The 13,539-nt window shown below is 49.6% G+C and carries 12 protein-coding genes and 1 tRNA gene; 6 read left to right on the top strand and 7 right to left on the bottom strand.

Translation table 11 applies throughout. The features are described from left to right. Window positions 1–35 precede the first annotated feature (35 nt). Both ggt and ACM9J1_RS09790 read right to left on the bottom strand, forming a co-directional pair. Window positions 36–1,724, bottom strand: a complete 1,689-nt coding sequence (ggt, locus tag ACM9J1_RS09795) for a gamma-glutamyltransferase (RefSeq protein WP_415581858.1) — start codon at window positions 1,722–1,724, stop codon at window positions 36–38. Further along, window positions 1,721–2,305: an acyl carrier protein phosphodiesterase gene (locus ACM9J1_RS09790; protein ID WP_415581857.1), complete on the bottom strand. Its 585-nt coding sequence runs from the start codon at window positions 2,303–2,305 to the stop codon at window positions 1,721–1,723. The genes ggt and ACM9J1_RS09790 overlap by 4 nt, the downstream gene beginning before the upstream one ends. A 279-nt stretch (window positions 2,306–2,584) precedes the next feature. Between ACM9J1_RS09790 and glmM the strand changes: the two genes are divergently transcribed. After that, window positions 2,585–3,973 carry a phosphoglucosamine mutase gene (gene glmM, locus ACM9J1_RS09785; protein WP_415581856.1) on the top strand — a complete coding sequence of 463 codons (1,389 nt, stop codon included), beginning with the start codon at window positions 2,585–2,587 and terminating at the stop codon, window positions 3,971–3,973. A gap of 29 nt (window positions 3,974–4,002) precedes the next feature. Here glmM and ACM9J1_RS09780 read toward each other — a convergent pair whose 3' ends face one another. Next, window positions 4,003–4,461: an NUDIX domain-containing protein gene (locus ACM9J1_RS09780; RefSeq protein WP_415581855.1), complete on the bottom strand. Its 459-nt coding sequence runs from the start codon at window positions 4,459–4,461 to the stop codon at window positions 4,003–4,005. A gap of 85 nt (window positions 4,462–4,546) precedes the next feature. Here ACM9J1_RS09780 and ACM9J1_RS09775 point away from each other — a divergent pair, with 85 nt between their 5' ends. Further along, window positions 4,547–6,031 (top strand): aminotransferase class V-fold PLP-dependent enzyme, encoded by a 1,485-nt coding sequence (locus tag ACM9J1_RS09775; protein ID WP_415581854.1) that lies wholly within the window; start codon window positions 4,547–4,549, stop codon window positions 6,029–6,031. Here ACM9J1_RS09775 and ACM9J1_RS09770 read toward each other — a convergent pair. After that, a complete protein-coding gene (locus ACM9J1_RS09770) occupies window positions 6,021–6,902 on the bottom strand; it encodes a lysophospholipid acyltransferase family protein (protein WP_415581853.1) in 882 nt (293 codons plus the stop codon). The genes ACM9J1_RS09775 and ACM9J1_RS09770 overlap by 11 nt on opposite strands. A gap of 100 nt (window positions 6,903–7,002) precedes the next feature. Here ACM9J1_RS09770 and ACM9J1_RS09765 point away from each other — a divergent pair, with 100 nt between their 5' ends. The 3 genes from ACM9J1_RS09765 (at window position 7,003) to ACM9J1_RS09755 (ending at window position 8,590) form a co-directional block, all read left to right on the top strand. Next, a complete protein-coding gene (locus ACM9J1_RS09765; RefSeq protein ID WP_415581852.1) occupies window positions 7,003–7,635 on the top strand; it encodes a rhomboid family intramembrane serine protease in 633 nt (210 codons plus the stop codon). 50 nt (window positions 7,636–7,685) lie between these two features. Beyond that, window positions 7,686–8,384, top strand: coding sequence for an SIMPL domain-containing protein (locus tag ACM9J1_RS09760; RefSeq protein ID WP_415581851.1), 699 nt, complete (start codon window positions 7,686–7,688; stop codon window positions 8,382–8,384). 125 nt (window positions 8,385–8,509) lie between these two features. Continuing rightward, window positions 8,510–8,590: transfer RNA gene (locus tag ACM9J1_RS09755), tRNA-Tyr, on the top strand. A 448-nt stretch (window positions 8,591–9,038) separates the two neighbouring features. Here ACM9J1_RS09755 and ACM9J1_RS09750 read toward each other — a convergent pair. Both ACM9J1_RS09750 and ACM9J1_RS09745 read right to left on the bottom strand, forming a co-directional pair. Continuing rightward, window positions 9,039–10,223 carry a redoxin domain-containing protein gene (locus ACM9J1_RS09750; RefSeq protein ID WP_415581850.1) on the bottom strand — a complete coding sequence of 395 codons (1,185 nt, stop codon included), beginning with the start codon at window positions 10,221–10,223 and terminating at the stop codon, window positions 9,039–9,041. A gap of 125 nt (window positions 10,224–10,348) precedes the next feature. Then, window positions 10,349–11,137, bottom strand: a complete 789-nt coding sequence (locus ACM9J1_RS09745) for a sulfite exporter TauE/SafE family protein (RefSeq protein ID WP_415581849.1) — start codon at window positions 11,135–11,137, stop codon at window positions 10,349–10,351. 185 nt (window positions 11,138–11,322) lie between these two features. Between ACM9J1_RS09745 and ACM9J1_RS09740 the strand changes: the two genes are divergently transcribed. Beyond that, window positions 11,323–13,278, top strand: a complete 1,956-nt coding sequence (locus ACM9J1_RS09740; protein ID WP_415581848.1) for an endonuclease — start codon at window positions 11,323–11,325, stop codon at window positions 13,276–13,278. 27 nt (window positions 13,279–13,305) lie between these two features. Here the strand turns inward: ACM9J1_RS09740 and ACM9J1_RS09735 are convergent, their stop codons facing one another. After that, entirely contained in the window at window positions 13,306–13,530 is a 225-nt protein-coding gene (locus tag ACM9J1_RS09735; protein WP_415581847.1) for a hypothetical protein, read from the bottom strand. Window positions 13,531–13,539: the final 9 nt, after the last annotated feature.

Below are 13,539 nucleotides of genomic sequence, written 5' to 3'. Positions count from 1 at the left end.
CGCAGTAAAAGTCATTCAGCCGTCTTTGCGGCAGGTTAGAATCCGGCCGCAGTATCGTCGCCGCGATAGTCTGCACCGCCTTGAAGCCTGCCATCCGGTAACACCAAAATAGCGTCCACTTTTCCAATAATCGGCATGCGCTTGTCGTTGAACTTGTACCCTTTTCGCGTTAAGACTTGCATGGTGTTTGGCCCTATGGCGCCCGGTTCGTAGTTGATTTCGTCGGGCAGCCATTGGTGGTGGAAGCGCGGCGCATCAACGGCCACCTGCATCGCCATCCCGAACTCATAGACGTTTAAGATCGTTTGAAGCACCGATGTGATGATGGTGGAACCGCCCGGCGAACCGACGACCATAAACAGTTTTCCGTTCTTTTCGACGATGGTTGGCGTCAAGGAAGACAACATTCTTTTTCCCGGTTCTATGGTATTGGCTGTGCCGCCGGTAAGCCCGTAGGAGTTGGCCTGGCCCGGTTTGGCACTGAAATCGTCCATTTCGCTGTTGAGGAAAAAGCCGAGTTCGGCGCAATACAGTTTTGAGCCGAATCCGCCGTTGAGCGTCGTGGTGGCGGAAACCGCGTTCCCGAATTGGTCTACGATGGAGTAGTGCGTGGTTTCATTGCTCTCGAGTGGGTTGATGTAGCCACGCTGGATTTTTTCGGACTTGGTGGCTTTCGCGAAAGTAAAATCGCCCATACGGCTTTTGAGATAGGTCGTGTCCAGCAACTGTTTTTCCGGGATGGCCACGAAATCAGGGTCGCCGAGATAGAAACTGCGGTCTGCATACGAGCGGCGTTCGGCCTCGACCAAAACCTGGATGTAGCCGTCTGAGTTGAACCCGAAGCCATTCAGGTCATACATTTCCACCATTTTCATGATTTGGCCTAGACAGATGCCGCCGCTGCTGGGTGGAGACATGGAAATCACGTTGAGGTCTTTGTAGGTAAATTGCACAGGATTACGCCATACGGCTTCGTATTGCTGTAGGTCTTTCATGGTCATCAGCCCGCCTTTGGCTTGCAGATATGCCACGAGGATTTTTCCGGTTTCGCCGTCGTAGAATTCATCGCGGCCATTCGTAGCGATCAATCGCAGCGTTTCGGCCAATGCCGGATTCTTGATGATGTCGCCAGCCACAAAGTTCTTTGCGTAAACGCTGGATTCCCCGTTCATTTTCACCAGCGCGGTATGTGCCGAATTGAGATGGCTTTCGTCGTGTTTGGTAACGACGATGCCTTTGTCGGCCAGTGCGATGACCGGTTTCAGGATTTCGGCCATTGGCAAGGAACCGAACTTTTTGTGCACTTCGAATATGCCTGCGATTGTGCCTGGAACCGCGACGGCCAGCGCGCCTTCGGTGTTTTTTCCGGGGATGATGTTGCCGTTTTCATCCAGGAACATATTTTTTGTGGCGGCCAAAGGCGCTTTTTCGCGGTAGTCCAGCGCGCCTGTTTTGCCGTCTGCGGTGCGGTATACCATAAAACCGCCGCCGCCGAGGTTTCCGGCGTACGGATAGGCTACGGCCAGCGCCATTTCGGTAGCAATCATGGCATCGAAAGCATTGCCGCCCCGCTGCATGATGTCGCGCCCGATCTGTGAGGCTTCTTCGCGCGCCGACACGACCATGGCTTTTTGCGCCAGCAACCCGGTCGGGTAAGACGGGGTTTGTTGTGATTTGCAGGCGAACAGCAAGCAAACCGCGATGAGTGATAAAAATCTTTTCATAGGTTAAGTAGTTTTTGGTTGGCCATTTCCTGTATATCTGCGAAGAATTGGGTGAATTCAGTTTCGAAGGCTTTGTAATGTTGTTCAAGTTCTGCCGTAGCTGCCGACATGTTGGACTTGTTTCCCAAGCGCCGGTCCATATTGAACAGGATTTGGCCGATGCCTTCAACGGAGGCATACGTCACCAGCCAGTTGTGCGCTTTCATGATGGGCAAAATGTGTTTGGTGCGGTCAGTAAGCAGGTGGCGATTGTCGTCGAGCAATTGGTAAAATGACGCGGCGTAATCTTCCAGTTTTTCAGTGGAATAAGAACTCCAGTTATGGGCCAGGAAATGGTCGTAGAATACATCGAGGATGACGCCGGCGTAATGGTGGTATTTCTCGTGTAGCCGCTTGGTGCCTTGTCGGAACAAAGGATGCGCGTCTGTAAACGTGTCTATGGCGCGGTGCAATAAAATGCCTTTTTGGATGTCTGGCAAAAACGATTCGTAATCTTTCCCGCGGATACCGTCGGCCATGAAGTTCCCGATCTTGACCAAGTCGTTGTTGCCGGAAAGGTAGATGTGGGCGAGGAAGTTCATAAGTTTAAGTCGAAAGTCGAAAGTCGATAGACAAAAGACGTGTTGCTCAAATATACGAAGTCTGGTGGAAACTTTCCATCGGGAAAATGTGCCACGTTATCGAAAACCTGCATTTGCCCCGTGTTAAATACGTTAACTTTTTATCTTTGCGTGAACTTATTTTGAAAGCGGAAGCCCGCGTTAGCGATTGCAGCGGTTATCCTTTTGCGAGGCGACGAGCGAAAGATAGTAGCGGAAAGCGCGGCCGGAGGCAACGCCCATAACACAAAACAAACCTTTATGACTTTAATCAAATCCATTTCAGGTATCCGCGGCACCATTGGCGGAAAAACCGGCGATAACCTGACGCCGATCGATGCGGTGAAATTTGCGGCGGCGTACGGCACGTGGCTCAAAGGCTATTCGGCCAAAGAAAAACTGACGGTTGTGATTGGCCGTGACGCGCGCATTTCGGGCCCGATGATCCACAACTTGGTGGTGAATACGTTGGTTGGGCTGGGTATCGATGTGATCGATCTGGGCTTGTCAACAACACCAACCGTGGAAGTGGCCGTACCGCTGGAGAAAGCCGACGGCGGTATCATCTTGACTGCTTCGCACAACCCGAAACAATGGAACGCCCTGAAGTTGCTCAACGAAAAAGGCGAGTTCCTGAGCGGTGCCGAGGGCGAGAAAATCCTGCAGATTGCAGAAAACGAAGCTTTTGACTTTGCCGATGTGGACAACCTGGGCGAAATCACCGAAAACAATGCCTACATGGACATCCACATCGACGAAGTGCTCGACATGCATTTGGTGGACGTGGAAGCCGTGCAGGCCGCGAAATTCAAGGTGGTCGTGGATGGCGTGAACTCGTCGGGCGGTGTGATCATCCCGAATTTGCTGGAGCAAATGGGCGTGGAGGTCGTAAAATTGTTCTGCGACCCGACCGGTCATTTCCCGCACAACCCCGAGCCGTTGAAGGAACATTTGTCGGACATCTGCGATTTGGTCGTGGCCGAAAAGGCCGATTTGGGCATTGTCGTGGATCCGGACGTAGATCGTCTGGCGTTCATCAGCGAAGACGGCGAAATGTTCGGCGAAGAATATACTTTGGTGGCCGTAGCCGATTACGTCTTGAGCCGGACGCCGGGGAATACGGTTTCGAACATGTCGTCATCGCGCGCCTTGCGTGACGTGACCGAAAGGCACGGCGGCTCGTATGAAGCCAGCGCGGTAGGCGAGGTGAACGTGGTGGAACTGATGAAGAAAAACAAAGCCATCATTGGCGGCGAAGGCAACGGCGGCATCATTTACCCGGAGCTGCACTATGGCCGTGATGCGTTGGTGGGCGTGGCGTTGCTGTTGACGTACTTGGCCGAGAAACGCATGAAATTGTCTGAATTACGCAAAACTTATACGGCGTATTTCATGAGCAAGAACAAGATTGAACTCACGCCCGAAATAGACGTGGACAAAATCTTGGTGACGATGGCCGACAAATACAAACACGAGCAGATTTCAACCATCGACGGTGTGAAGATCGACTTCGCCGAGAATTGGGTGCATTTGCGCAAATCGAACACCGAACCGATTATCCGGATTTATACCGAAGCGAAATCGCAGGCCGAAGCCGATGCGTTGGCGCTCCGTATCATGGACGAAATGAAAGTGATTGCCGGGATTTAAGATTTCGAGACTGTAAAATGCAAACCCGGTTAGCGCCGGGTTTTTTGTTGGATTTCCAGGAGGAATGCGGTTTGTGCCGGGTTGACTCGCTGTACGGCGTCGTCGGCATTGAACCAATCTGCCTTGTCCACTTCGGGCACGGTTATGATTTTCCCTGATTTCGGCGGCCATTCCATCTCAAAAGTGTTGCTTGCAACGGCGTTCGCATCGATATCGCCTTCGACCGCCCACGCCAAAATGGTTTTCCCCGATTTTAGTTTTACCGGATTCAGCGCGAAAAATTCGCCGGCGATTTCGTGGCCGGTTTCTTCTGCAAATTCGCGGACGGCGGCGTCCAGCGGATTTTCGTCGTCGGTAAATTCCCCTTTAGGGATAGACCATGCGCCCACATCTTTATTTTTCCAGAACGGGCCGCCGGGATGCACGAGGAAAAATTCCAGTTGGCCGCCGCTTTCCCGATACACTAAAATTCCTGCCGATTGCTTCATAGGATAAAGCTAGCCAGAGATTTCGACGTGCGCAAACGTTATCGCACTTTTGATTTTTGATTATCTTTGGCCAAATTTTCAAGCCATGCCTGCCACAGCCGCTGTTACTTTGGAGCAATATTTCAAGCCTTTCCGAGAGCAAATCATCGGGATTGACCAGACTTTTTCATCGCCATTCGGGGAAAAGAAAATCGTCTACACAGATTGGACGGCATCAGGCAGGTTGTACCGGCCGATCGAGGAAAAACTCATAAACGATTTCGGGCCGTTCGTCGCCAATACGCATACAGAGACAACGGTTTCCGGCACCGCAATGACCATGGCGTACCACGAGGCAAGACACATCATTAAAAGGCATGTAAACGCCTCGAAAGAAGATGTGCTCATCACCGATGGCAGCGGCATGACCGGCGTCATCAATAAGTTCCAAAGGATTTTGGGCCTGCGTGTTCCCGAAAACCTCAAAGCTTTCACGGCCATTCCGGCAGAGAAACGGCCGGTGGTTTTCGTGTCGCACATGGAACACCATTCCAACCAAACCTCTTGGTTGGAAACAATTGCGACCGTTGAAGTCATTCCGGCCTGTAGCGAAGGCTTGCTGTGCCTGGACAGTTTTGCGGCATTACTCGATAAATATAGAAACCACACGTTGAAGATCGCTTCGATTACGTCTTGTTCAAACGTCACGGGCATTCGTACACCTTACTACGAAGTAGCGAAACTCATGCACCGCGCTGGTGGCGTTTGTTTCGTGGATTTTGCCTGTTCGGCGCCCTACGTGAACATAGACATGCATCCGGCTGATCCTGAAGCCTACCTGGATGCGATTTTCTTTTCGCCACACAAATTCTTGGGCGGCCCTGGTACATCGGGTGTATTGGTCTTTAACAGCAAATTGTACCACAACATGGTGCCCGATCATCCGGGCGGCGGCACGGTAAGTTGGACCAATCCGTGGGGCGAACACAAATACGTGGACAGCATCGAAGACCGCGAAGATGGCGGTACGCCTGGCTTCCTGCAAACCATCAAAACGGCGCTTGCCATCCGGCTGAAGGAACAAATGGGCGTAGAAAACATCCTGCAACGCGAGCATGAAATCGTTGATTTTGTATTCGATGCTTTTGGGGAAATCCCTAACCTTAATTTGTTGGCAGGGCAACACCGCAACCGATTGGGCGTGATTTCGTTCTACATCGACGGGTTGCATTTCAATCTCGGGGTGAAACTGCTCAACGACCGTTTCGGCATTCAGACGCGCGGCGGTTGCAGTTGCGCCGGCACGTACGGGCATTTCCTGTTGCACGTTGACAGGGAAACATCGCACCAATTAACGGATAAAATCACAGCAGGCGACCTGATCGAGAAACCGGGTTGGATCAGGATGTCCATCCACCCAACAACCACCGACGCCGAAATCAAATTCGTGTGCGACAGCATCAAATCCTTATCAGCGCATTTCGCGGATTGGGGCAAAGACTACACGTACGACAAATGCACGAACGAGTTCACCCACAACGCAGCAACATCGGTAGAAAATAAAATGGTCAGCGATTGGTTTAGGCTTTAAGCTTGCCTTCTGTTTTCCAGCGTTTGTGCGTCCAGAGGTAAAATTCGGGCGCTTCCTTGATTTGTTTCTCCACGCGTTTCATGAATTCCTCCGAAATCTGAAAATCCGGGATTTGCTGCGGGTTTTCAGCCAATGCTTCGAACGTCGCTTCATAAAAACCGCGCTTCACCTTCCGCACCCGTAGGAAAACCAGGTTCATATCGTACTTCTTGGCAAGGGTTTCCGCACCGGTATGGATCGGGCTGTAAATACCCATAAAGTTCGTCCAATGTTGGGCTTTCGAGAGCCGCGGCGCCTGGTCACTGGCAAAACCATACACGCCGAGAACACCTTTTTCTTTATTGGATTGGATAACGGATCGCGTTTCTTTGGTGGTGATCAATGCGGCCTTGAACTTAGAGCGGATGTCACGTACTAGTTTGTCGAAATATTTATTGGCGATTTGCTTGTAGATGGCATATCCGCGAAACGTAATCTTGCTGTTCATGGAAATGACCCACTCGTAGCTGGCGTAGTGTGCACACATCAGGGCGATGTCTTTTCCCTTTTTTTCAAAGTCAAGATACAAGTCCAGGTTGGCAAACGTGAACCGACGTTCGATTTCGGCTTGTGAAATACTCATCGTCTTGATCATCTCCAGGAACATATCGCACAAATGCCGGTATGATTTCTTCTCGATGGTAAGGCGTTCCTGCTTTGTTTTCTCGGGAAAAGCCAGCTCCAGATTTCTTCGAACCACACGTTTCCGGTACCCGACGACATGGTAAACGAGCAGGTAAATCCCGTCGGAAAGTGCGTACAACAATCGGAACGGCAATATGGAAATCAGCCAAAGCAGCGGATAAATAAGCAAGAAGAAAAACAGTTGCATCGGCGAAGTTTTGTGCAAATATAAGGCAAATGCCAATTTTGCGTTGTCGGTTCACAAAAGCTGGCGAAAGATTTTTAAATTTACGTTCCAATATAATTTTATGGATCTCAACATTGCCCTTATCCTGATTATCGCAGCCAACGTCGTCTTTAGTTTTATGGGATTCGAAAATATGTCGCTGATGCGGCGTTACGATTTTCACGTGGGTAGCATCAGGGCAGGCGAGCAAATCCGGATGTTTTCGTCCGGTTTCCTGCACGCAGATGTTCCGCACCTGGCGTTCAACATGCTGACCTTGTATTTTTTCGCCCCGATTGTCGTCCTGAACATGGGTAGTTGGTCATTTCTTTTGGTTTACATTGGGAGTTTGCTCTTCGGAAGCTTGCTGACGTTGTATTTCCACAAAGACGATTTGTACTACCGGGCGTTGGGCGCTTCGGGTGCGGTAACCGGCGTAGTGTATTCGGCTATTTTGTATGCGCCCAACATGGAAATCTATGGGTTTATTCCCGGTTATATCTTCGGGCTGGCTTATCTATTGTTCTCAATTTACGGCATGAAGGCCAAGCGCGACAATATTGGGCATGTGGCGCATTTCGGCGGTGCCATCGGCGGATATGTCATCACGCTCTGCAAAGCACCGTATATGTTTGTCGATAACCAATTGACCGTGATTGCTTTAGCGATTCCCATCATCATTTTGTTCGTTATGGCCAAGACCGGAAAGCTCTAATGGCACAGCGTTTGACAAGCGCGCCGAAATTTTTAACAAAAACACTTCCTATGAAATCAATGACCCACACCGCAGCATTACTCATCGCGTTCGTTACCTTCAACGTCTCGGCGCAGGAACAAAAGCCCATTCCGCAAATCAATGTATCCGGAGAAGGCAAGGTAAAAGTAGTTCCAGACCAAGCGATGATTTCCGTTTCCGTGGATACCAAAGGCAACAAAGCCGCCGACGTGAAAAAACAGAATGATGAAACCGTAGAGCGTGTCATCCAAGCCATCAAAAAACATAAATTGCCAAAGGAAAACGTGCAAACCCAAAGGATTTCCCTGAACCCGGTTTACGATTACGAAAAGAAAAAATACAGCTACAACGCCACACAGACCATAGAAATCCTGCTCAAAGATTTGAACCAGTACGACGCCTTGATGGAAAGCCTCGTGGACGCCGGTATCAACAGGATTTCAAACGTTGAGTTCCGCTCGTCTAAAATCGAACAGCACAAATCCGAGGCACGCAAGCAGGCCATGCTGGAAGCCAAGAAAAAGGCCGACGATTATGTCTCGGTATTGGGGCAGAAAGTAGGCAAGGCGTTGACGATTTCCGATAATACGCAGGTATATTATCCGCAACCGATGTACGAAATGAAAGCGATGGCCATGGGCGGCAGTGACGTTGCACCTCGCGAAACACTTGCGGTAGGAGAAATCTCGGTGACGGCCAACGTCAGTGTAAGTTTTATATTAGAGTAAACTTCATAAACCCACTCCGGTGGGTTTTTTTATGCGCTTCACTGTCAAATCATTAGCGATATTCACCAAATTTTACTCTTTTTTTCTTTGGAACCCGACATTCCTCGCCTATATTTGCGCCCTCCGGGGAGATACTCAAGCGGCCAACGAGGACGGACTGTAAATCCGTTGGGTAACCTTCGCAGGTTCGAATCCTGCTCTCCCCACAAAAACACTAAAGCCAAAACAACAAGCTTGCTTGATTGTTTTGGCTTTAGTGTTTTTGTGAATTTCCCTTTTCAGGATCACGGAGCGCAGCAGAGTAATCCTGAAAGGGAAATGAAGCTTGCTTGATTGTTTTGGCTTTAGTGTTTTTGTGAATTTCCCTTTTCAGGATCACGGAGCGCAGCGGAGTAATCCTGAAAGGGAAATGAAGTTTGCTTGATTGTTTTGGCCTTGGTGTTTTTGTGAATTTCCCTTCTCAGGATCACGGAGCGCAGCGGAGTAATCCGGGGAAGGGAAATGAAGCTTGCTTGATTGTTTTGGCTTTAGTGTTTTTGTGAATTTCCCTTTTCAGGATCACGGAGCGCAGCAGAGTAATCCTGAAAGGGAAATGAAGCTTGCTTGATTGTTTTGGCCTTGGTGTTTTTGTGAATTTCTCCTCGCGACCGCGAATTACTTCTTATTTTCTAACGCTTTTCCGCCCATCGGGAACGGCATCATCGGCTGTTTCTTTTTGTCGAGAAGTTTCGCCACCTTTTGTCGCAAGGCCTCACCACTTAGGTCTTTCGCTACCACGACACCATATTGGTTCAATACGAATGTGGCCGGGATGGATTCCACTCCGTACTTTTGGGCAATCGGGTCGTCCCAGTATTTGAGATTTGAGATTTGCGTCCAGACCAAGCCGTCTTTTGCAATGGCTTCTTTCCATTTGGCAGCATCCTTATCGAGGGAAACACCAATAATGTTTAGTCCTTTGTCGTGGAATTCTTTGTAGAGCGCTACCATATTCGGGTTTTCCTTTCGACATGGCGGACACCAAGAAGCCCAGAAATCGATGATTGTTACCGCACCCAAGGATTCGCTCAAAGCCACGTTCTTGCCGGTGGTATCCGGCGCCGAAAAATCAGGTGCTTTGCGACCAATATTTATAGACTTTAATTCTTCAAGTTTTTTCGCCACATTTTTGCCTACAATCGTCTTTTTTAGGGATGAATCTAAATTGTCGAATCGTGTCCTGACTTTCGCAATGTCGGCGTCAGGATATGACATCGCTGACTGAATTAAAATAACCGATATGAACGATTTCGGATGTTTGTCGGTGTAGTCTTCCTGAAGCGCCAGCAGTTCTTTGTTGATATCATTCTTTAGCGCGCGATTTTCCCTGAACAACCGATTGATTGTAGCCGTGTCTCTCTTTGCACGCGCTTCTTTCATGACAATGTTGTTGGCCTTTTGAAAATCCATCACTTTTTGTTGGATGGCTGCTGTCTTAGAGCCAAATGCGGTGAGCTCATCGTTGTTGTACGTGCCGCTTACTTTATTGAGCGCAACATTCTCCTTATTGACTTTAATACTGATGTCTCCTTCTTCAACGATCACGAGCGATTTTCCTCGCACACTATCGATTGCAATCTGATACAATGCAGGTTCTGCGGCTTTTCCCTCAAAGGTAAAGTGTCCGTCCTGGACTTTGGCACTGTCAACGGTTACCAAAAAGCCGAGCGATTGTTGTTGTCTTTCCAAAATGACGCGGGTTCCGTTCGGAACACCATCAACGGTGCCATGAATGACGTAACCTTTGCTACAAGATAAAAGCAGTACAGATAGGGACAGGAGTGAAAATATTTTCTTCATTTTAGTTTTTTTATGCCGTGCAAAATTACCAAAAGGTTTCCACGGCCACGGGTTATTTTTAAAAATTATTCCTAAAATCGGCGGACGAATTCTCCACAATAGTTATTCTCGATAAGGTCAGTCCGCTAGGGCAAAAGTTCTTTGCCGAGGATAAGTACGGCCATCGACAAGACAAACCATGCAAAACCCTTTTTGAGTTGGGTTTCGTTGATGTAGCCAGCACAATAAATGCCGATGAAAATCCCGACCACCGACAAGGCTGTAAACGACAACAAAAAAGACCAATCGATCACGATGTTGCTCAAGCTGCTGGCAAAACCGACAAGTGAATTGATGGCGATGATGACCAGCGAAGTTGCCGCTGCTTTCTTGATTTCCATTCCGCCCACGTACAACAGCAAAGGCGTGAACAAAAAACCGCCGCCCGCGCCAACCAAGCCCACTAATGCGCCCGCCAGAAACAGTTGAACCGAAACCAAGACCGGGCTGCGATTTGGCTTCGTAAGGTTATTGTTACTTTTTGGCTTGCGCAACATTGACAAACCGACCGGGAAAACAATAACGGCGAAAACCATCATCAACAAGCCGTTTTTGGTCAAGGTGAAATCCGGAGAAACGAAAATGACGTCCGGAATAGCACCAATCGCAAACTTCCTCACGAGAAAAACGCCCGCCAACGATGGAAGCGCGAACATTACGCCTGTGCGCAATGCCACCAAACCTTTCCGATGGTTCTGGATGGTGCCAAATACTGAAGTCGTCCCGACGATAAACAACGAATAGGCCGTAGCGCTTACTGCGTCGAGGTGCATGATGTACACCAAGACCGGAACCGTCAAGATGGAGCCGCCGCCGCCCGTCAGGCCGAGAACCAGCCCGATGACCAATGCAAAACCATAACCTAAATAGTCCATAAAGTAGGAGTGTGGCGCAAAGGTAACGATTCCTTTGTCGTGAATCCTTCGCGAAGAACAGAAGTTTTGGGTGGGGAAACGTTAGAAAAGGATAAACTTTAACATTAATTACAGTTTTCCTTTACCAGCATAAAAATTAGGTTTTCAGATTAATAGCTTACATTTGTCGCATAAAATCCCCAAAAATGAGAAAGCTCTACATCGCTTTAATGCTGTGTATGGCCGTGTTTGCCCATGCGCAAGTGGTCATCAACGAACTTGATGCGGACACGCCGAGTACCGATGATAAAGAATTCATCGAACTCAAATCGGCAACCCCAAATTTTTCACTCAACGGTTATGTTCTCGTGCTGTTCAACGGCACCGGCTCCAACGCCAACAAAAGTTATTACGCCATCAGCCTGAATGGTTTAACGACCGATATCAACGGTATCGCAGTGGTGGGCAACGCTTTGGTGTCACCGGTTCCCGATAGGATTTTCAGCAACAGCATCATCCAGAACGGCCCTGATGGCGTGGCGCTTTATCTAGGCTCTACATCCGATTTCCCGATGAACACCATGGCCACGGCGACAAATTTGGTCGATGCCATCGTACACGACACCAGTGATGCCGATGCCACCGAGCTGATGGGGTTGTTGGGTGTTGCGCAACAAATCGACGAGAACGGCAACAGCCAAGGCACGTCGCAATCCATCCAACGAAAAAATGATGGCACGTACGAAATAAAGACGCCGACACCCGGCGCCAACAATGACGGCACGGGTTTCCTTTATAACGGACTGACCATTACAACGGCCGCGTTGACCTATAATGAAGGCGATGTGTTCAACATCACTTTTACCAGCCAGACCAATGTGGTGGCCGATGTAAACTTTACATTCTCGCTTCAAAATGGGAGTTTTGACACCTCCGATTATGCCGCGAACCTAAGCGTGACGATTCCCGCCGGAAGCAATACCGCCACGCGTACGGTGACGTTGATCGATGATGCCGTGGACGACGGTGACGAACTTGCCATCATTAAATTCGGTACGCTTCCCGCGGCTTTTAACCGCCTGAACGACAACATCGAAATCAGGGTAATCGACAACGATTTTACGACGCTGCCCTGGGGTACGCCGCTCAACCCAACGTTCGGAAACGTCACGAGCACTGCACCGGCAGGCTATTATGATTCGTTGGAAGGCAAGTCGGGAACTGAACTGAAACAAGCCATCCAGGACATCATCGCCAACCCGGCGGTCGTGCGTGCACATACGTATGGCGACATTGAATACATCCTGCGCGATGCCGACCAGAATCCGCTCAACAGCAACCAAGTTTGGCTGATGTATGTGGAGCAAGGCAGGGCGAAATATAAATTCCAGTCCACGGCCAGCAATGTCGGCACCTGGAATCGTGAACACATCTTTCCGCAGTCGCGCGGTGGTTTTGCCGATGGCACGAGTTCATTGCCAGACGGCATCAACATCTGGGCGCCGACAAATGCCGATGACATCATGGCCGGCCACGGCGATGCGCACCATATCCGTGCAGAAGACGGTCCGGAAAATACCAGCCGCAGCAACCGCGATTATGGCAGTGACTACAATGGCCCAGCGGGAAACCAAGGCAGTTGGCGCGGCGATGTGGCCCGGGCGTTGTTTTACATGGCCGTTCGTTACAATGGGTTGACGCTCGTCGATGGTAACCCAGCCGACAACATTGTAGGGCAAATGGGTGATCTTGCATCTTTACTGGTTTGGAACGACATCGATCCGTCAGACGATTTCGAAATGAACCGCAACAACATCATTTATACGTGGCAGCAAAACCGCAACCCATTCATCGATTATCCCGATTTGGCCGATTACATCTGGGGCACGCAATCCGGACAGCCGTGGTTTTCGTCGCTCAGTACTGGCGATACGCAAACCCTTCAAGTAGGCTTGTGGCCGAATCCTGCACAAAACGTCCTGAATATCTCGGGCATTTCCGCCGATGGGCAGATTACGATATATGGCATTAGCGGTGCCGAATTGTACAAGTCGGGATTTAGCGGCAATACGGCCATCAACTTAAATCTTTCATCCGGCCTGTATCTCGCGAAAATCGAGTCAGGCGGCCAATCGGTCGTGAAGAAAGTCATCATCAGATAAAAAAAGAGCTGCACATGGCAGCTTTTTTTATGCGTGTCCGGCAACCCGGGTCACGTTTTTGTCTTCGCCTTTGGGGATGACGTCTTCCATTCCGAATTTCTCCAGGTCGGCGAAACGGTCTTCCACATCATCGGCGAAATCCCTGATCTTGTTTAAAAGCGAATCCAATACGCCTGTTTTCTTGGCGATGATCCCGATGACGACTACGGCCGCAACTCCCGCTGCGATACCGATGGCTACATTCTTTCTCATGATTTTATT

It is taken from the genome of Flavobacterium longum (assembly GCF_965137575.1).
GTDB classification, from domain to species: domain Bacteria; phylum Bacteroidota; class Bacteroidia; order Flavobacteriales; family Flavobacteriaceae; genus Flavobacterium; species Flavobacterium longum.
The sequence above is the reverse complement of the archived record's forward strand: the minus strand, read 5'-3'. Positions and strand labels throughout refer to the sequence as shown.

Excerpts from the sequence above, each read along its gene's own strand:
- ACM9J1_RS09780 (WP_415581855.1), bottom strand. The coding sequence starts at position 4,461 with ATGAAGCAATCGGCAGGAATTTTAGTGTATCGGGAAAGCGGCGGCCAA.
- ACM9J1_RS09745 (WP_415581849.1), bottom strand. The coding sequence starts at position 11,137 with ATGGACTATTTAGGTTATGGTTTTGCATTGGTCATCGGGCTGGTTCTC.
- ACM9J1_RS09765 (WP_415581852.1), top strand. The coding sequence starts at position 7,003 with ATGGATCTCAACATTGCCCTTATCCTGATTATCGCAGCCAACGTCGTC.
- ACM9J1_RS09790 (WP_415581857.1), bottom strand. The coding sequence starts at position 2,305 with ATGAACTTCCTCGCCCACATCTACCTTTCCGGCAACAACGACTTGGTC.
- glmM (WP_415581856.1), top strand. The coding sequence starts at position 2,585 with ATGACTTTAATCAAATCCATTTCAGGTATCCGCGGCACCATTGGCGGA.
- ACM9J1_RS09775 (WP_415581854.1), top strand. The coding sequence starts at position 4,547 with ATGCCTGCCACAGCCGCTGTTACTTTGGAGCAATATTTCAAGCCTTTC.
- ACM9J1_RS09770 (WP_415581853.1), bottom strand. The coding sequence starts at position 6,902 with ATGCAACTGTTTTTCTTCTTGCTTATTTATCCGCTGCTTTGGCTGATT.
- ACM9J1_RS09750 (WP_415581850.1), bottom strand. The coding sequence starts at position 10,223 with ATGAAGAAAATATTTTCACTCCTGTCCCTATCTGTACTGCTTTTATCT.
- ACM9J1_RS09760 (WP_415581851.1), top strand. The coding sequence starts at position 7,686 with ATGAAATCAATGACCCACACCGCAGCATTACTCATCGCGTTCGTTACC.
- ACM9J1_RS09735 (WP_415581847.1), bottom strand. The coding sequence starts at position 13,530 with ATGAGAAAGAATGTAGCCATCGGTATCGCAGCGGGAGTTGCGGCCGTA.
- ggt (WP_415581858.1), bottom strand. The coding sequence starts at position 1,724 with ATGAAAAGATTTTTATCACTCATCGCGGTTTGCTTGCTGTTCGCCTGC.
- ACM9J1_RS09740 (WP_415581848.1), top strand. The coding sequence starts at position 11,323 with ATGAGAAAGCTCTACATCGCTTTAATGCTGTGTATGGCCGTGTTTGCC.